Here is a 17,672-nt window from a genome sequence, read left to right as displayed (position 1 = left end):
TAAATCAATTGGCACTCATCAACCTAGAGTGCTAACAACTATTTTAATATCATAAAATATCTTTTTCGTCAATAAAAAAGCAAATGGTCCGGCACCATTCGCTCTAAACATTAAATAGGCAATTTAACACTTATTGTTGTTCCCGTTTGGCTGCTTGAGATCTCAATTGTCCCTTGATGATTTTCAACAATTTGCATACTAATCATGAGTCCGAGGCCCGTCCCATTTTCCTTAGTCGTGAAAAAAGGCTGGCCAATTCTGTCAAGATGCTCCTCTGAGATGCCGCATCCTTCGTCGATAAATCGAATTTCGAGGTGCTCCTCGTCTATTTTTTCAACTTCGATCTCGATTTTTCCGCCTTTTGGCATCGCCTCTACGGAATTTTTCAGGAAATTGATAAACATCTGCTTAAGCTGATTTTCGTCGCAATATACCTCAGGGATATCTGTTAAGTAATGGATGGTAATTTCGATATTATTTAGTATCGCCTGCGTATCAATTAGTGCTTTCACATGCTCGAGTATATTGCACATTTCCCGCTTCTTAAATTTCATCGCCTGCGGCTTGGAAAGCAATAATAATTCACTAAGAATTAATTCAATTCGGTTCACTTCTGAATTGATAATGCCAAGGTAATTCGAATTAAATGTATGGTCTGCTTCCATCAGTTGGATGAAGCCTTTAATGGACGTCAGCGGATTTCTGATTTCATGGGCAATTCCGGCGGCAAGCTGGCCGGCAACAGACAGCTTTTCTGACTGAAGCAATAATTTTTGCGTCCGCTTCTTTTCCGTTATATCGCGGATAATTATATGGCGGGCTGGTTCATTTTGGTAAATCGCTGGAATCGCTTTTACTTCCACTTCGATTTTAGTGCCATTTTTATGGAAAAGTTCCACATCCATAAACTCAACAGCCGTTCCAGCTTCCACTTGCTTAGCGCGTTTTTTTATAATTTTAATATAGGGAGCATCAAGGAATTCATACATACTTCTTCCGATTAATTCCTGCTTATCTTTTGCCCCGACTAATTGAACAGCGGTATCGTTAGCAAATAAAATCCGTTCATCTTTGGCAATGACGACTGCATCAGGAGAATGTTCGACAATATCCCGATAGATATTTTCCCGGTGCTGAATATCTTGGAGGAGCTTTTTTCTCTTCTGCTTGATTTCTGTTATATCCTTTGCAATGCCATATAAACCGACAATTTCTTCTTTTATAACAATGGGATAATAAGTTATGTTTAAATCTATCAGTTCACCGCTTTGATGGACGATTTGGCAATCAAAGTTTTGCAACTTGCCCTCCAGTGAATGGTAGAACATATTGATGGCCCGTTCCAAATGCTCTAATTTTACCACTTTCATATAGGACAGCTTGGAAAATGACTCCGAATCGTAGCCGAAAATGTCCTTGCATGCTGGATTTAGCGGCAGGAAATAGCCATCAAGGTCCATTGCATAAATCGCGTCAGAATCACACGCAAACAAGGGATGATAGCTTTTTAAACTTTCCCTTACGTAATTTTCCAATAAAAACCGTTTTTCCTTTTTTATAGTGAGTATAGAACTTTGCTTCACGATCCTAAAGTTCCTTTCCTAAAACTTTCAAAAAAAGCCAAATTAGAAATAGTGCATTCTTTCTACTTCCAATTCAGCTCTTGTCAAGATGCAATGATATACATAGTTCAAACTTACCAGATTTTTAGCAGATTCGCACTGTTTTTTGCGGTTTTTCTAAAATAATTTTAATGGTAATGGCTGGGAGATTCAATATATAGATTGTAATTTACCTATTTTCATAAGTTGGGAAAAAACTTTACAGATTTTTTAAAGGAGTAAATACATATCTTTGCAAAACAAACTTTCATATTCTTTTTTATTTCCTCATAAAATGGACAAGGAAGGCAAGTCCCAGGGGGCGAAGAAATATGAAAAATCCGTGGAAGTTTTATTAATTGGCGATGAATAGAACACTATTAATATATGCCTGTTTATTTTTTGGGGCCACCCTGCAAGGCATGTCCATGTCCCTGTTTTTATTTCCCCACTCCATTCCTTCCGGCGGGGCAGCGGGTTTGGCCATCTTAATGAATCATTGGTTCGGGTTGTCACTAGGTTTTTCCTTGTGGCTCGCCAATATTGTGTTTTTGCTTTTTGCCTTGAAATATTTTGGCTATACATGGACATTCCGAACCATTCTTTCAGTGGCCACCACATCCACTGTTGTCAGTATCATAACGACATCCGTGCCACATTCACACATTCATATGTGGTTTGACATGATTGGCGGCAGCATCTTTTTTGGAATTGGCGTCGGGCTGTTAATTCGCGCAGGAGCATCGAGCGGTGGTATGGTGATCCCCGCATTAATGATTGCCTCCTATAAAAAATGGAGTCCGGGAAAAGTAATGATGGGGATTAATTTGTTGATCTTCTTGCTAACCGCACTGGTGATTGATTATAAAATCGTTCTTTACGCGGTCATTTGTCAATTCTTCTCCACCAATATCATCGATTTCATTTATGAATTAAGGCTTCGAAAACTGCTTTTTTTAACCGCGAATTGGCGAAGAAGGTAAAAAGAAGACCCTTTTTTACAGGATCTTCTTTGATTTTAAAAAGCTTAAAATTTGCTGTACAGATTCCTCAATTTTTGTTTTGTCCGTTTCAATTGTGATTTCCGCATATTCAGGAACCTCATAGGGTGAGGATATTCCGGTAAACTCCGGAATTTCCCCTCGTCTCGCTTTCTTATACAATCCCTTTGGATCCCTGTCCTCACAGACTCCAATTGGACAATGCAAGTAAATTTCAATAAATTCACCTGGCTCAAACAGCTTTCGGACGATTTCCCGGTCACTGCGGAAAGGGGAAATAAAAGCGGAGGATACGATTTGGCCGCTGTCCACAAACAGTTTTGCCACTTCCCCAATTCGGCGGATATTTTCCCTTCTATCGTGGGCACCAAAACCCAAATCCTTGTTCAGCCCATGGCGGATATTATCGCCATCGAGTACATAGCTTTTGCAGCTTTCTTGATATAAAGCCAAATCAACAGCATTTGCCAAGGTTGATTTTCCCGATCCTGATAACCCCGTAAACCAAAGTACACAGCTTTTATGCCCATTTACGAGATGGCGGTCCGATTTGGTAACGGCTGAATGATGCCACGTAATGTGCCTACTTTTCCCCATTTCCGACACCTTCTAATTTATAAACTTCCTGCATCCCCTGTATTAGAATGGCGACGACCTCGGGACGGCTGAATTCCTTCGGCGGATGTTCGCCATTTTGCAGCATCCCTCTTACTTTTGTCCCCGATAAAATCACATGGAATTGCCTGTCATGCGGGCAGGTCTTTTCAGATGCCATATTCTCGCATTTTTTGCAGTAAAAGCTGTGTTCAAAAAACAACGGCTTGATGCCAAGCTCTTCTTCAGTGAAGTTGGAAAATATTTTTTGCGCATCATAGGTCCCGTAATAGTTCCCTACACCAGCATGGTCCCTACCGACAATGAAATGAGTGCAGCCAAAGTTTTTTCTGACAATGGCATGAAAAATCGCTTCTCGAGGGCCGGCATAACGCATCGCGGCCGGAAACACCGATAGGAACACCCGGTCTTTTGGATAATAATTTTCCAATAACACCTGATAGCTTTTCATCCGGATTTCGCCAGGAATATCATCAGCCTTCGTCTCGCCGACCAACGGATTCAAAAATAAGCCGTCTACCGTTTCCAGTGCGGACTTTTGAATATATTCATGGGCACGGTGGACCGGATTGCGCGTTTGGAACCCGACAACTGTATCCCATCCCAAAGTACGAAATTTGTCTCTCGTTTCCACAGGGTCCAAATAATACTCTTCAAATTGGCCTTTTTCTGGTCTGGCAGTCAAGGTAATCGGACCGGCAAGATAGATTTCCGGACGGTCAAACAGTTTTTTTACACCGGGATGCGCCAAATCCGTTGTTTTGTAAACATTTTTGGCCTCTGTCTTTTTATCGGGGACAAACTTTTCGGCAATCTCCATCAAGCCGTAAACCGTACCGTTATGAGTGAGGTGAACGGTTTCACCAACCGATAATTCATTCGACTTCTCGATACTCACGGCCAAGGTAATCGGTAATGACCATGGCAATCCTGAGGTCAGCCTCATTTTCTGAACGACCGATAGATAATCCGCCTCTCCCATAAAGCCTTCCAGCGGGCTATAGGCGCCATTGGCGATTAACTCTAAATCACTTAATTCCAAATTATCCAGTTCCACAACATTCAACGAATAATCCACAGAATGGGTAAGATTGATTCGATTGATTAATTTCCCGCCATGGGGAATGCTTTTAATCACTGGTTTTCCCTCCCCAAAAATAGTTTTGTCTCTAGTGTTGATGTAGTCCGCATTCTGTTTTTGATTGTCCTGCCCACCTGCCCGACCGTGGGTCTTCCGAATCCTTCACTGGCAGGGTGCATGGCGCGCAGCCAATACTTGGATAGCCCTTGTCATGCAATGGGTTATAAGGCAGGTTGTTTAAATCGATATACGTCATAATTTCGTCCCATGTCCAATGGATCAGCGGACAAATCTTGATATTTTGAAACTTTTCATCTTTATTGATGTACTGGGTCTTGCTCCGGGTAATCGATTGCTCCCGTCTCAGGCCTGATATCCAGGCCTTTACACCCGATAACGCTTCCCTTAGCGGGGCGACTTTTCTTAATTGGCAGCAGAGATTGGGATTCTCCTTCCATAGTTCTCCGCCATATTGTTCAAATTGCTCTGTTAACGAAAGCTTTGGTTTTATCATCTCAATTTTTAGGGTGGGATAGCGGTCCTTCACCTGATCAATTAATTCGTATGTCTCCACGAAATGAAGTCCGGTATCGAGGAAGATAATTTTCGCCTGCTTGTTAACCTTGGATATTAAATCAATTAATACGATACCTTCCGCGCCAAAGCTGCAGGCATAAACAACCTCTTCGCCATATTCGCGATATGTCCACTTCAGGACATCGAAATAATCCTTCTGTCCTTCGATAATACCAGCCACTTTTTGTTCATCCCAATTTTCATATGTTAGCTCCCCTGTCATCCTCACTCCCCCCATTTCAATGTGACTAAAGAATTATTTTCCAGCACCATTTTGTTCATCCGGTTAATATGGCCGCATTCATAGTATGAAATCAGCGCCCGTATCCAAGAACCGTGACCAAATACTAAAATATTTTGATAGTACCGATATTTATTTAAAAATTGGACGATTCGTTCTTCAAAATCAATAAGACTTTCGCCAAGAACCAAGTCCAATGGATTATCGATCCATTCCTCCCCATACGCTTCAACCAATTTACCCTTTGGATACCCTTCAAACTGCCCAAAATCCAATTCATCCAGCAATCCTTCTGTTTCAGCGATGGAACCGTATGCTTCAGCGGTTTGATGCGTCCGTTTTAAGCTACTTGCGAGAACTGCATCAAATGGAGCGAGCTCATTCAATAAGCAGCGGTTCTCTTCGATACCATGAATAAACTCATCAGTAATCGGAGAAATCTCGATATCCCGCTTCCCTTGAAGTTTCCGCTGTTTATTCCAATTGGTCGGCAAATGGCGGATTAAGGTAATTTGCATGTCTGGTCCTCCAAATAAAACGTTTCACTTCTCAGGCCGCAGCGCTGGGCTTCCAGCATTAAAACATCGGTTAACTTGACATTGCCCAAATTAACGTTTGGTCCCAATTCCCGAATAAAATACATTTGATGCTTTGGTGTCGGTGCCTCAAAAATAATTTTGTTTTGGTCCAAATCCTTTACCAGCTCGCGAATTAAGTCTGATTTGACCGAGCCACAACTTTCATAAATCCCGGCAGTTCCTGAATCTCTTCCTTCGGTGATGACGTATTCGCATCCGGCATCAAGCAGCTGCTTCATTTCATGCCGCCACTGTGAAAGTGACATTTCTTTTTCTGTATCCTTTGATCCCACCTCGGCAATGACATGAAAGTCATCTTTTAACATCGTAATCATTTCCAGTCTTGTCGCCAGCGGTATATCGAGTGTCCCGTTTGAAACCTCGACCCATTCAATCCCTAGATTTTTTAAATAGGCAACGTATTCTTGAATCTTGTTTTGATAGTAGCATTTTTCAAATAAGGTGCCTCCACAATAGGGCTTAATCTGATATTCCTTATATAAATCCACTTTTTTCTTTAAGTTTGGGGTAACATATGCAGAGCCAATACCGATTTTAGCAATATCAATGATGTGGCTGTAATCTGCCAATATATTCCTTAATTCTCCCATTGGCGTTCCAAAATCAGCTATTGAGGTCAAGCCATACGTTCGGTTTCCTTGAGTGCGAACAGGAAGGGTTAAAAAATCCATAGGCAATGTTCCTCCTCCTTTTTTTCTAGGATAGAGTATTCAAAAAATGGGTGAATGTGTAAATTATAGGCAAATTCATTAGAAATTAGGCATTCGCCTTGAATAAACTTCAGGCCCCTTTCACACACTAAAATAGCTTATTCTAACGATAGGGGTGCACTCTGTTGCCAAAGCAAAAACATAAAGGGATGACCATTACTGCCATTGGTTCCATCCCGCTCATATTAGTGTTGGGTAACTCGATGTTAATACCGATTCTGCCGAAAATGAAAACGGAGCTTGGTATTTCTCAGTTTCAAGTAAGCTTGGTCATTTCGGTCTTTTCCATAGCAGCAGCGCTATCAATCCCGGTACTGGGCTATTTTTCTGACCGTTTTACACGGAAGGCAGTTATCATTCCGGCGCTGATCCTTTATGGAAGCGGCGGGCTATTAGCTGGTGCTGCCGCTGCCTGGTTCGACAATTCCTACACATGGATTCTTGCCGGGAGGATTGCCCAGGGAATAGGCGCTGCCGGAACAGCCCCGATTGCCATGGCATTGACAGGCGATTTATTTAAAGGCGGTGAGCAAAGTAAGGTTCTGGGCTTGGTGGAAGCATCGAATGGATTCGGCAAGGTCATCAGCCCGATTATTGGTTCATTGTTCGCCCTTTTGTTCTGGTATGCGGCATTCTTTGCATTTCCAATTTTTTGCCTGATTTCGGTATTGTTAGCCATCTTTTTTATCAAGGAAAAAAAAGCAAAAAAAGAGCCGCCTCCTGTTGGAAAATATGTTAGAGGGCTGGTATCCGTCTTTAAAACGGAAGGGCGCTGGCTATTAGCCGCTTATTTAACTGGTGCTGTCTGTTTATTCACCCTATTTGGGATTTTGTTTTACATTTCCGATATTCTCGAAAAAGATCATGGAATTGATGGGGTACTGAAGGGGGCCATCCTGGCCATTCCGCTGTTATTTATGACTACGACCTCCTACATCACCGGAAGTAAAATCGGAAAAAGAATGAAACTGATGAAAACCTTGATTATATTGGGATTGCTACTAATGACGACCTCATTTGCATCGTTAATTTTCTTTAAAAAACTGGTGCCGTTTTTCTCTGTGCTTGTCGTAAGCAGTATTGGGACTGGCCTCGTCCTGCCGTGTATTAACAGCTTTATCACAGGCTCTGTTCCTACAGACAGAAGAGGATTTGTAACTTCTTTGTATGGTTCTGTCCGCTTTTTGGGAGTCGCCATCGGTCCGCCCATCTTTAGTAAATTGATGGATTGGTCACGGCCAGGCATGTTCCTAACGACCGCCGGGTTAACCTTGTTTTGCGCCCTGCTTTGTATGGTACTGATTCATGTTGCGAAAAAAGAACCATCTAAAGAAAAAGAAGCCGATACATTATTTGAAAAATTGCAGTTTAGCTAAAGGAGTGGAATGGATTGCAAATATATTTTTCACCTGAAATAATTACACCCGAATATCAGGTACTAAATGTGGTGGATTCCGCTAATAAAGCCGTTGGGAACGTTGCCTTTTTATTTGATGAAAAAAAGCTATTTGTGTATGGGATTTTGGAGGAAGAGGGTGTAGGTGAGGATTTCAAGGACCTGGTCACCCCCTATATCAAAGGTATGGCCAAAGCAAAATCAGGTCTCGATGTTTTCTCCTGCCTGTATGTCGGCTGTAAAAAAATCAAGCTGAATGAGGAAGAAGAGGAAAAATAATTTTCAAAAGAGGGCTTGTGCCCTCTATTTTTTTTGTGAAATGGGCTGCCAAGGCATTTAACTACTTCATATTTTATTGATGAAATGTAGTTTAGAGATATTGGAGTGTGTGCCTAATGAGTATTGGCATCATTGTCATGGGGCTGTTGATTGGCTTTATGGTCGGGTTGACCGGAGTGGGCGGGGCAGCTCTTTTAACACCTATCCTGATTTTATTGGGAATCAGTCCATCTATTGCTGTCGGAACAGACCTATTTTATAACTCAATTACCAAATTATTCGGCTCGATTCAACATTGGCGACAAAAAACGATTGATCTTAAGCTGGTAAAATATCTGGCCATTGGCAGTATTCCAAGTGCACTTATCGCCGTAGGAATGCTCCATCTATTTGATTCTTTTTTTCATAACCAGGAGCAGATCATCAAGCATGCATTAGGATACGTTCTCATCCTAGTTGCCATTGCCACCCTCGTAAAAACCTTTATGAAAAAAAGGCTGGAATGGAATCGCCTGCAATTAAAGCCTCTTCATGAAAAAAAGGCGCTTACGATCATGATTGGGGCAATCCTTGGCTTTATCGTGGGCTTAACCTCAATTGGCTCCGGTTCCCTTTTTGCCTTGGCAATGCTGTATCTTTATAGGATGAGTCCTTCCCAACTGGTCGGAACCGATATTGCCCATGCCTTTCTATTGGTCACCGCTGCCGGATTAATGCATGCCGGTATCGGCAATGTTGATTACTTATTAATGATCAATCTTCTTATGGGCTCTATCCCGGGTGTCCTAATCGGCAGTACCTTTTCTTCCAAATTGCCGGCCAAACCTCTAAGAGCCGTAATGGCAATAATGATTCTGTTTAGCGGATTGAAGTTAATTTAGCCCGAAATTCTGATTATACCTAGTCCCGTTCTTACGATAATAAGAAAACACTGTAGAAACCGCGTCAGGCTGTCGAGAAACTTTCGACAGCTTTTTTAAAATTAATTTCTTTAATTATTCACCGTGTTAATTTGTTATAATATTTTTTAAAAATAGACTATTCGACATGTCTGTTAATTCGCGCTCCAGGCACTTCGCTTTCCGCGGGCGTGCCTGGGAGCCTCCTCGGCGCAAGCGCCTACGGGGTCTCCCACTGCCCCGTACTCCCGCAGGAGTCTTCGTGCCTTCCGCACAAATCAAAAGAGACATTATTATATAAGAATCCCTCCAAAACCCCAAAGGATAAAACTCTTAAATCAGCTCTCATGACTTGTTTGAGGGAACAATCCGGCTCTTCGCGTCATGGGACCACCTTTCATGACGCGTCCGAGGGAAAAATCCGGCTCTTCGCGCCATGGGACCGCCTCTCATGACACATCCGAGGGAAGAATCCGGCTCTTCGCGTCATCGGACTGCCTCTCATGACGCGTCCGAGGGGAAAAATCCACCTCTTCGCGTCATAGGACCCCCTCTCATGACGCATCTTGACTAAAAAAATCTGGCTCTTCGCGTCATGGGACCGCCTCTCATGACGCGTCCGAGGGAAAAATCCACCTCTTCGCGCCATGGGACCGCCTCTCATGACACATCCGAGGGAAGAATCCGGCTCTTCGCGTCATGGGACCGCGTCTCATGACTACAGCTTCTAGTCGTCCGGTGCCTATTCTACAGAAACTTTCTTGTGGAGCGGAAATCAACAGGCCATTATCAGGGGCAATTTAAATAAAATCGCCGAGAAAAAGACCCTTTCTCGCCAATCTGACACAGTGGAAAACCGTGTTTTTTTTGTAACAGGCAATGAAGGAATCCCTTAATCACATTGAGTTTAACGACTTCTCATGGTGTTTACTAGCACTTCTCCTGACAAAGAGAAACAATAAAATCAGGATCACTTCCAACCCAAGTCCCAGTGAAGCCCATGAAAAGAAAGAAAAATGAGTATGCTCCATGCTATTTTTAAATAACAGCAGCGATAGGAATCCAAAAATGAAAGAAATCGGGAACAAAAACTTATTGGTATTCGATTTATAGAAAAAACCAAGGCAATAATTAATCGCATAAAGCATGTAGGCTAATTTTGTTACCATGCAAGGGATCCATACTGACACTAATACTAAATCAAGTCTGTCCAAAAAATCAGTGATATTAATTTGTTGGATCAGAATGTACGTTGGATACGTGGTTTCCATAACGATATTCGTACCTAAAACAATGATTTCCATGAATAGGGTGATGAAAACTAGAAGAAAACCTAGCGCCGTCCCACTAATGACTGCCTTTCTTGCTTCCTTTAGAGGATTCACGCTCGCAATGATAATCAAAAATAGAATCATCTCTCCCAGCCATGAAGATGTAAAATAGGCGGATTTCATTATATCCATTATATTGGAAATGCTGGGAAGCGGTTTTAAATTTCCTGGCTCCCACTCATTCAATAATAGCAAGGGCAATGATAATACGGTTATCACTAAAATAAAAAAATGGATGCTATTGATCCTTGATATTACCTCCAAACCCGCCATACTGATGTAAACGATAATGAAAATGGTCAGGATCATTAAAATGTCCAACGGTGTACTCGGCAACAGCACGGAAGCAATAAAATCCAACAAGGCTCGCAGGTCCGCCAAAAAAGCAATCGACACAAAGAGAAAGAAGACGAGAATAAAGACTTTCTCCATCCCCCTGCTTTTCTTTCCAATCGCAAACAGATCCTTAACATGATCGATATTTCTTCTTTTCCCAAGAAGCACATAGACAACCAGCCAGAAGACAGGAAACAAAATAATCGGAACGAGCCAAGAATTCTGGGCACCAACATGAACAACGATTTGCGGCAGGCTAATGATGAAAGCCGAGAATATAAAATTGGCGACCAATAAAATTAATTGTAGATTGGATATTCTCTGGGTCATATATTCACAACCATTCTTGAAAGTCTGCCAAATGTATGATTCATAAACGTGGTCACACCGTGCAGTGAAATATTGAGTCCGGCCAAGATGGAGAAGCCTAATGCTACGGCGACCAATAGATACATCCATTTTCGCTCTTTTTTTCCGATGATTTTGGCTTTCAATGAAATCAATATATAAATGAAAAGTGACAGCCAAATTACAACTATACTTTGGTACATTTTGTCATCCCTTCTCGATCTTTCCTGAGTTCATCCTTCTCTGAATATCAGCATCGACTATAACCTTAACCTTCAATTGCGGCAAGAGCCGTTCCCACTCCTTCTTCCATTCCTTCTCCCAGCTTTGGTATCGGTTTTTATATAAATGCCAGCCAAAACCATAAAAATCGATCCCTTCAGAAAGGGAATGCCGTAAAATTTGATTCACATTTGTTTCTATTTCCTTTTCCATTTTTCGGATAATCATATAATACGTCTTCGGATCCTCTATTCTTAGGTTTGGTTCATTTTCAAGCATGGTTCCGGTTGCACGGATTTTTAATTCAAACACCGGCTTTCCAGCTTCCATGCGCAAATCCGTTTTGACATGATTATCAATAATTTGCAGGGTAATTTCCTTATTTTCCATCGTGGAGAAGGTGAAGGATTTCTTTTTCATTTTTCCAAGAAGCCAAAGTACCCCTTGGGTTTCCTTTTCGTTCGTAAAAAACGAAAGTTTATCTTGTTTCAGTACTGCAAATTGTCTCATGACAACCTCCTTGCCCTTATCATCTTGTTTAAGGGTGCCAGTTGTTTCGATAACGGGGACAATTGGGTCTTTTCCTGGCCGTTGCAAATCCTGAAGCACATCCATTACAGTCCTGTTTGAACTGGCCTTGGCCATTTCTCTGATAGCCTCAGCTGAAAATTGTTCCATTCTAGGCTGTGCCTCTAGCATTTTCACTGCATCTCCTTTTGATATCGCTAGATAGGTTGACAATCGGGACTGCGGCTGCATGAAAACCGCACGGACTACTTCTGCAATTCCATCTTTCGCCAAATCTTCACCGATAATGATGACCCTGCGATGGGCAAAAAACAGCTGTCTTGATAATCTAATTTGGATATCTTCCATTGCTTCCCGGATGTTTTTTCCTGTTCCCTGGGTTATTAATGTAGGTCCTTCCCCACTCGTTCCGCCACCGCCACCGCTAGACCCGGCACCGCCCAGGGAGCTTGGAAGTGGAATTTGAACAGAAAATCGGACTTTGTTTTTTTCTCCTTTATCGACACCGGATGCAACCACATAGGCATTATCGTTAATTTCTGTCCGGTCCCAACAACCGGTTAACAAAACGGAGAAACAGGGAAGGATCAGCAGGAAACGTATTTTTCTCATCATGAACTCCCTTCCTCTCCAACTTTTGGAGGTGATGGCATGAGGTTATCTGCTTGCCTTGTTCTATCTTCCTTAACCAGTTGACTTGGTCTCCGATCCATCGCCCACCATGGCACTCTTACAAGTACGTCTTTTAATGACTTAAATGAGATTGGGGCGACAGGCCAAAAGTAAGGAATACCGAAGGAACGCAATTTGCAAAGATGGGTTAATACAACGAGGGTGCCTAATACTACACCAAATAATCCAAACATTCCGCCCAATATCATTAACGGAAATCGAAGCATCCTGATTGACATCGACATGTTGTAGCGCGGGATGGTAAACGAGGCTATTCCTGTAATCGAAACGATGATAACGGTCGGTGCCGATACGATTCCAGCCTCAACGGCTGCCGACCCAATGACGAGCGCTCCCAATATTCCAACGGCCTGCCCGACCACCTGCGGCAGCCGCACTCCCGCTTCCCGCAATGCCTCAAATGAAATTTCCATGATTAAAGCCTCAAAAAACATCGGGAACGGAATGGCCTCCCTGCTCGCTGCAATACTAAATAGCAAAGATGTAGGTATCATTTCCTGGTGAAACGTCGTTACCGCCACGTAAATTCCGGGCAACGTGAGGGCAATAAATAGGAAAAACACCCTTAGCAGCCTTAAAAAGGTGTAAATATGAAAACGACTGTAATAATCCTCGTTTGACTGGAAAAATTGCCAAAAGGTCGCCGGAATTATCAGCACAAATGGCGTCCCGTCTACGATAATGGCCACCCTTCCTTCAAGCAGATTGGCAGCAACCGTATCTGGCCGCTCTGTATTTTGTACTTGAGGGAACGTGCTCCAAGGGCTATCCTCGATAAACTCCTCAATGTAACCGCTCTCCAAAATCCCGTCAATTTTGATTCGATCAAGACGGGATAACACTTCATCAACCAGTTCAGGCTGTGCCAACCCCTCGACATACAGGATCGCAATTCCTGTTTTGGTTTCTTCCCCAATATCTTTGGATAAGATTTTTAACCGGTTTGAGCGAATTTTGTGGCGGACCAATGCAGTATTAGGACGCAATGCCTCGGTAAATCCTTCCCGTGGGCCCCGGATTAGCGATTCGGTTGTCGGCTCTGACACGCCCCTGCGGTTCCCGCCTTTTGCATCAAATATAATTGCCTTGGTAACACCATCAACTAACAGAACCGTATTTCCTTTCAGGACATTGCTGACAACCTCATCCAATTTGGGTGTTTCATCAATAGAACTAATCGAGACAACTCTTTCTTTTATGATGTCAGCCGTAATCCGCTCGCTTTCTAGGTCTTCGATTAGCTGGCGTATTCCGTGCATCTCAATTGCGGCAGAATCAATAAAGCCATCCACAAACAATAAATAAGCCTTGACCCTTCCAGCCAGGAACGGCCGGAAGACGATGTCGGAACAGTCTTTGAACAGGTCTTCCAAAATTTCAATATTGTCTGCTATATCCTTCTGAATCTCTTTATTCGTTTCATCACTTTCCACAACTTTGTGTTTTGGCGCAAAGCTGGTTCTTTTAAATTTTTTCATTCGTCAAACCCCAAGTTTTATTTTTTCTTGCTGAGGAATCATCCGCCATCATTACCTTTTTTTACTTTAACCCGCAAATAGAAAATTATGCCTTTTGGAAGGAGTTTGTTCGATACTCAAAACTTTTTGCAAAACTTGTCCTGCGATTGGGGAAGCCATCATATAATGTGACAGAACCATTACTAGTGTAAAGGGGCGGAGCGCCGCATAAACAAATTACTTTAGACAAGTTGAGTGGAAAAAAATGCTTTTTCAGAAATGGAATAGGATAAGCCTAGCTCTGCTCACACCGCCTTATTGGCAATGTGTAGCGGTCTGAAAAAGTTTCCATAGTGAAGGTAGACTATCCACAAAACAAAGCTTGGACGGGGGGTACATATGTTTATTTTCATTGAAAAAGTGGTATTAGGAATGGCCTTATTAAGAATACTTTCCGGCAGCATCGAAATATTTGCCGCGTTTTTGATGCTTAAATTTAATTCGATTGAAAAAGCTCTCATTGTAAATAGTTCATTGGCACTGGTAGGACCGATTATCCTTATTCTGACAACGACAATCGGGGTTTTGGGGCTTGTCGGGGGAAATATCTCGGTCGTAAAAATTTTGTGGATCTTCCTCGGGGTAAGCTGCATTTTAATTGGGGTAAGATGGTAGACAAAAAAGCAAAAATGCTAATTGCACTAGCATTTTTGCTTTTTTGTTTACGACATCTCTTATAAAATTAACCCCGTCTAAACCCTTCCTCAACCAGAAACACTTCTGCTTCCTCATATGTCGCAAAGGATTCCTCCAGGTTTAAGCCGAAATAGATATTCCAAAAATCGTCTTCATTAATCAACAAAAGAACTTGATTTTCTTTATTCACCCATCGCTCCTCTTGGTTATCCCCAACAATAGCGACTTCCTCCACTGGTTTTTCCTCAACGGACAAACTGCGAATGGATTCCCGAATTAACCTTTTTAATTCCTCAGCTGAATAGTCGCGGATGTTGGCCATGCCCTTTCCGTCTGTCTGATAGCCCTGTAATCGGCCAGCATAAACAAACCCGTTTCCATTCGGATGTAAATGGTAAACAACATTTTTCTTTTCATAGACGCTTTCATTAAATTGAAAATTCACCCGGCCGAGTGATACATTTACACGTTCAAGCTCCGGAAAAGATTCAATGATAGCCAGTTTTTCTTCAAAAGTCAGCATATTAGCCTCCAGATTTTATTTTCCTACCTATTTTATCACAAAAATAATCCCGGCAACCATGCAGTTCAAGGTCCACGGGTCATTTGCCATGGACTAGCCTCTTAGACTCCCGTGGAATTTAGGGGAAAAAGGGTACAAACCTAGTGCCTGTCTAATCCAAAATTCATATAGATATTGTACAACCTGACAAGAGGGATAGATGGAATGGGGGGACATAAGCGGAATCAATGTCATATGGAGGCAATGCCAATACAGGAAAACACCTTGAATTTACAACTAGATGAAAGGAGATTTATATGATTCATTTAACCGTTTGGATCACCATTATTACCTTTTTGGTTACTCTCGGATTCATATTGTGGAGACCAAGAAATATCAATGAAGCCATCCCAGCCGCAATTGGAGCCGTCATTGTCGTCCTTATTGGAAGTGTCTCACTCTCGGACTTGGGGATTATTACAGAAACCATTAGTGGCGCTGCCATAACGATTATGGCCACCATTGTCATGGCGATTGTCTTAGAAAGCTTTGGTTTCTTTAACTGGATGGCAGAGAAACTCGCAGAAAAAGCAAAGGGGTCAGGAGTCCGTTTATTCTGGTACGTGAATCTATTATGTTTTCTGATGACACTCTTCTTTAATAACGACGGGAGTATCTTAATCACCACCCCCATCCTCGTCATGCTATTAAACAACATGGGCTTGAAAAACCATCAAAAAATTCCGTATTTATTGTCAGGGGCCTTAATTGCTACTGCTTCAAGCGCTCCGATAGGGGTAAGCAACATTGTAAACTTAATTGCCCTCAAAATTGTGCATATGGATTTGTGGCTGCATACGGCGATGATGTTTGTTCCGGCCACTCTGGGGTTACTACTGCTGACCTGGTTCTTGTTCCTTCGCTTTAGACGAATCTTACCGAAAACCGTTCCTACAAAGGTTGCCGGGTTAACAAGTTCTTCCTACCACCCCCTGAAGCCACAAATAGGAATTCAACATCCTTCGGAAAAGGCTCGTTCAAGATTTATGCGAAATGTTCTATTGTTTGTATTTGCTGTAAGATGCAGCCTATTTGTTGCTTCGTTCCTGCACATTCCCGTTTCTCTTATGGCCGTGATTGGATCGCTTATTCTTTTAGCTTGGAGATGGGCCTATTTAAAAATACCTCCTTCCGATATGCTAAAAAAAACGCCGTGGTATATCATTGTTTTCGCTTTCTGTATGTACACCATCATCTACGGTCTCAATAACATCGGGCTAACTGACTGGTTGATCACTTTAATGAAGCCGATGGTTTCAGGCAGTCTCCTCAATGCGAGTGTCATGATGGGGACACTGCTAACTGTTCTCTCCAATATTTTTAATAATCATCCGGCCCTTATGGTTGGAACCCTCACTTTAATGAATATGGATCTAAGTTTGCTTGAATTGAAAATTGCCTATTTGGCCAACGTCATCGGGAGCGATATGGGATCATTGCTTCTCCCGATGGGAACCCTTGCTACGCTGATGTGGATGCATATCGTTAGAAAAGGGAAAGTCATGATTACTTGGTGGGAGTATATAAAAATCACTATCGTGGTCATACCGCCTGCCACTTTGTTTACCTTAGTTGTTTTATATTATTGGGTTTATTGGCTATTTGGCAGTGCTCTTCAATAATTAAGATTTTGAGGAAAAAGGAGAATGAAGATGCTTACTGATTTTGTTGATTTAATAGGAAAAAAAATAGAAGTTGAAATTTCAGGGGGTAATTTCCACAGGGGCGTTCTAGTGGACAGCGGCCTTGACATCATTGTCCTCTTCGACGGTAAGTCCAATTCCTTCTACTATATTCCATTTGTACATGTTCAAAGATTAAAAGAATCAGTTTCGGAAGAAGAAGATTTTTATACGCAACCTTCGGAAAAACCGATTGAGCCGGAAGCCATCTCGTTTCGCAAAGCACTTACCGCCGCCAAAGGATTATTTGTTCAAATCTATGTGACAGGAAATAAAACGATTCATGGCTATTTAACCAGCATTATGACCGACTATTTTGTTTTTCACTCACCCGTGTACAAAACGATGTTTATCTCGATGAATCATGTCAAATGGCTAATCCCTTATCCACCGGAGACAACACCTTATTCCTTAAGTAAGGAAAAGCTGCCGTTGATGCCGAAATCAACACCGCTGGCCCGCTCCTTTGATGAGCAAATAAAAAAATTAGAAAACGAGCTATTGATTCTTGATGGAGGTGGTAATCCAGAAAAAATCGGCTTGCTCCATCAGGTTCGTAATAACAAAATCACCTTAATTACAGCCGAGGGACAACAGGTTTATTGGAACTTGGAGCATATAAAAACCATTCAAATACCTTAACAAGGAAAAGAGTGATGACGAAAATGCCTTGCCAAAAAGAATAATCCACCCTGCTTGCCGACGAGGATGGATTACTCATTAACTTCTTCTGAAGAATATTCAGCCGTGGTTCCCTGACCACGGTTTTTTCTGATGGAGCTCTTAGTGATAAATTATGCAATACCAAATAAAAAGGTT

The 17,672-nt window shown here is 42.1% G+C and carries 18 protein-coding genes; 7 read left to right on the top strand and 11 right to left on the bottom strand.

Annotation, left to right across the window (positions count from 1 at the left end; genetic code table 11):
• Positions 1–110: 110 nt before the first annotated feature.
• Complete coding sequence (locus AR334_RS08640; RefSeq protein ID WP_066308200.1) at positions 111–1,583, bottom strand: PAS domain S-box protein; 1,473 nt, start codon at positions 1,581–1,583, stop codon at positions 111–113.
• A gap of 383 nt (positions 1,584–1,966) precedes the next feature.
• Here AR334_RS08640 and AR334_RS08635 point away from each other — a divergent pair, with 383 nt between their 5' ends.
• Positions 1,967–2,584: a YitT family protein gene (locus tag AR334_RS08635; protein WP_066309325.1), complete on the top strand. Its 618-nt coding sequence runs from the start codon at positions 1,967–1,969 to the stop codon at positions 2,582–2,584.
• A gap of 15 nt (positions 2,585–2,599) precedes the next feature.
• On the opposite strand, the gene cysC is transcribed toward AR334_RS08635, so the two are convergent.
• The 5 genes from cysC to AR334_RS08610 are packed head-to-tail and all read right to left on the bottom strand — an operon-like array spanning position 2,600 to position 6,385.
• Complete coding sequence (gene cysC, locus AR334_RS08630) at positions 2,600–3,199, bottom strand: adenylyl-sulfate kinase (protein WP_066308194.1); 600 nt, start codon at positions 3,197–3,199, stop codon at positions 2,600–2,602.
• Positions 3,186–4,355 (bottom strand): sulfate adenylyltransferase, encoded by a 1,170-nt coding sequence (sat, locus tag AR334_RS08625; RefSeq protein ID WP_066308193.1) that lies wholly within the window; start codon positions 4,353–4,355, stop codon positions 3,186–3,188. The genes cysC and sat overlap by 14 nt, the downstream gene beginning before the upstream one ends.
• Before the next feature lie 31 nt (positions 4,356–4,386).
• The gene (locus tag AR334_RS08620; protein WP_066308191.1) at positions 4,387–5,097 is read right to left on the bottom strand and encodes a phosphoadenylyl-sulfate reductase; all 711 of its coding nucleotides are present in this window, start codon (positions 5,095–5,097) and stop codon (positions 4,387–4,389) included.
• Positions 5,098–5,099: 2 nt separating this feature from the next.
• Positions 5,100–5,633 (bottom strand): histidine phosphatase family protein, encoded by a 534-nt coding sequence (locus AR334_RS08615; protein WP_066308188.1) that lies wholly within the window; start codon positions 5,631–5,633, stop codon positions 5,100–5,102.
• The gene (locus AR334_RS08610) at positions 5,618–6,385 is read right to left on the bottom strand and encodes a phosphosulfolactate synthase (protein WP_066308186.1); all 768 of its coding nucleotides are present in this window, start codon (positions 6,383–6,385) and stop codon (positions 5,618–5,620) included. Before AR334_RS08610 ends, AR334_RS08615 begins: the two co-directional genes overlap by 16 nt.
• 161 nt (positions 6,386–6,546) lie before the next feature.
• Between AR334_RS08610 and AR334_RS08605 the strand changes: the two genes are divergently transcribed.
• The 3 genes from AR334_RS08605 (at position 6,547) to AR334_RS08595 (ending at position 8,980) form a co-directional block, all read left to right on the top strand.
• Entirely contained in the window at positions 6,547–7,800 is a 1,254-nt protein-coding gene (locus AR334_RS08605; protein WP_253701261.1) for an MFS transporter, read from the top strand.
• A gap of 14 nt (positions 7,801–7,814) precedes the next feature.
• Positions 7,815–8,099 carry a hypothetical protein gene (locus tag AR334_RS08600; protein ID WP_066308181.1) on the top strand — a complete coding sequence of 95 codons (285 nt, stop codon included), beginning with the start codon at positions 7,815–7,817 and terminating at the stop codon, positions 8,097–8,099.
• Between the two features lie 116 nt (positions 8,100–8,215).
• A complete protein-coding gene (locus AR334_RS08595; RefSeq protein ID WP_066308173.1) occupies positions 8,216–8,980 on the top strand; it encodes a sulfite exporter TauE/SafE family protein in 765 nt (254 codons plus the stop codon).
• 914 nt (positions 8,981–9,894) lie between these two features.
• Here AR334_RS08595 and AR334_RS08590 read toward each other — a convergent pair.
• From AR334_RS08590 to AR334_RS08575, 4 genes are read right to left on the bottom strand one after another with little or no spacing between them, the layout of a single operon-like run.
• Positions 9,895–10,995 (bottom strand): endospore germination permease, encoded by a 1,101-nt coding sequence (locus AR334_RS08590; protein ID WP_066308171.1) that lies wholly within the window; start codon positions 10,993–10,995, stop codon positions 9,895–9,897.
• The gene (locus AR334_RS29880; RefSeq protein WP_066308168.1) at positions 10,992–11,216 is read right to left on the bottom strand and encodes a hypothetical protein; all 225 of its coding nucleotides are present in this window, start codon (positions 11,214–11,216) and stop codon (positions 10,992–10,994) included. The genes AR334_RS08590 and AR334_RS29880 overlap by 4 nt, the downstream gene beginning before the upstream one ends.
• A gap of 4 nt (positions 11,217–11,220) precedes the next feature.
• Positions 11,221–12,378, bottom strand: a complete 1,158-nt coding sequence (locus AR334_RS08580) for a Ger(x)C family spore germination protein (protein ID WP_066308165.1) — start codon at positions 12,376–12,378, stop codon at positions 11,221–11,223.
• Complete coding sequence (locus tag AR334_RS08575) at positions 12,375–13,934, bottom strand: spore germination protein (RefSeq protein WP_066308159.1); 1,560 nt, start codon at positions 13,932–13,934, stop codon at positions 12,375–12,377. Before AR334_RS08575 ends, AR334_RS08580 begins: the two co-directional genes overlap by 4 nt.
• A 378-nt stretch (positions 13,935–14,312) precedes the next feature.
• Between AR334_RS08575 and AR334_RS08570 the strand changes: the two genes are divergently transcribed.
• Positions 14,313–14,588 carry a YqhV family protein gene (locus AR334_RS08570; RefSeq protein WP_066308156.1) on the top strand — a complete coding sequence of 92 codons (276 nt, stop codon included), beginning with the start codon at positions 14,313–14,315 and terminating at the stop codon, positions 14,586–14,588.
• A 67-nt stretch (positions 14,589–14,655) separates the two neighbouring features.
• On the opposite strand, the gene AR334_RS08565 is transcribed toward AR334_RS08570, so the two are convergent.
• Entirely contained in the window at positions 14,656–15,132 is a 477-nt protein-coding gene (locus AR334_RS08565; protein WP_066308153.1) for a hypothetical protein, read from the bottom strand.
• Positions 15,133–15,428: 296 nt separating this feature from the next.
• Here AR334_RS08565 and AR334_RS08560 point away from each other — a divergent pair, with 296 nt between their 5' ends.
• On the top strand, positions 15,429–16,793 hold the full coding sequence (locus AR334_RS08560; RefSeq protein WP_066308151.1) for an arsenic transporter: 1,365 nt from the start codon (positions 15,429–15,431) through the stop codon (positions 16,791–16,793).
• Positions 16,794–16,823: 30 nt separating this feature from the next.
• On the top strand, positions 16,824–17,495 hold the full coding sequence (locus AR334_RS08555) for a DUF2642 domain-containing protein (RefSeq protein ID WP_253701228.1): 672 nt from the start codon (positions 16,824–16,826) through the stop codon (positions 17,493–17,495).
• The last annotated feature ends 177 nt before the right edge of the window (positions 17,496–17,672 follow it).

Origin of the sequence: Bacillus sp. FJAT-29814 (assembly GCF_001510715.1) — a bacterium.
In the GTDB taxonomy this organism is placed as follows: domain Bacteria; phylum Bacillota; class Bacilli; order Bacillales; family Cytobacillaceae; genus Neobacillus.
This window is presented reverse-complemented; position numbering and strand designations above follow the sequence as displayed.

What these genes read in the sequence shown, in the direction of transcription:
- AR334_RS08635 (WP_066309325.1), top strand. Translation starts at nt 1,967, where the DNA reads ATGAATAGAACACTATTAATATATGCCTGTTTATTTTTTGGGGCCACC.
- cysC (WP_066308194.1), bottom strand. Translation starts at nt 3,199, where the DNA reads ATGGGGAAAAGTAGGCACATTACGTGGCATCATTCAGCCGTTACCAAA.
- AR334_RS08620 (WP_066308191.1), bottom strand. Translation starts at nt 5,097, where the DNA reads ATGACAGGGGAGCTAACATATGAAAATTGGGATGAACAAAAAGTGGCT.
- AR334_RS08615 (WP_066308188.1), bottom strand. Translation starts at nt 5,633, where the DNA reads ATGCAAATTACCTTAATCCGCCATTTGCCGACCAATTGGAATAAACAG.
- AR334_RS08610 (WP_066308186.1), bottom strand. Translation starts at nt 6,385, where the DNA reads ATGGATTTTTTAACCCTTCCTGTTCGCACTCAAGGAAACCGAACGTAT.
- AR334_RS08595 (WP_066308173.1), top strand. Translation starts at nt 8,216, where the DNA reads ATGAGTATTGGCATCATTGTCATGGGGCTGTTGATTGGCTTTATGGTC.
- AR334_RS08590 (WP_066308171.1), bottom strand. Translation starts at nt 10,995, where the DNA reads ATGACCCAGAGAATATCCAATCTACAATTAATTTTATTGGTCGCCAAT.
- AR334_RS29880 (WP_066308168.1), bottom strand. Translation starts at nt 11,216, where the DNA reads ATGTACCAAAGTATAGTTGTAATTTGGCTGTCACTTTTCATTTATATA.
- AR334_RS08580 (WP_066308165.1), bottom strand. Translation starts at nt 12,378, where the DNA reads ATGATGAGAAAAATACGTTTCCTGCTGATCCTTCCCTGTTTCTCCGTT.
- AR334_RS08575 (WP_066308159.1), bottom strand. Translation starts at nt 13,934, where the DNA reads ATGAAAAAATTTAAAAGAACCAGCTTTGCGCCAAAACACAAAGTTGTG.
- AR334_RS08570 (WP_066308156.1), top strand. Translation starts at nt 14,313, where the DNA reads ATGTTTATTTTCATTGAAAAAGTGGTATTAGGAATGGCCTTATTAAGA.
- AR334_RS08565 (WP_066308153.1), bottom strand. Translation starts at nt 15,132, where the DNA reads ATGCTGACTTTTGAAGAAAAACTGGCTATCATTGAATCTTTTCCGGAG.
- AR334_RS08560 (WP_066308151.1), top strand. Translation starts at nt 15,429, where the DNA reads ATGATTCATTTAACCGTTTGGATCACCATTATTACCTTTTTGGTTACT.
- AR334_RS08555 (WP_253701228.1), top strand. Translation starts at nt 16,824, where the DNA reads ATGCTTACTGATTTTGTTGATTTAATAGGAAAAAAAATAGAAGTTGAA.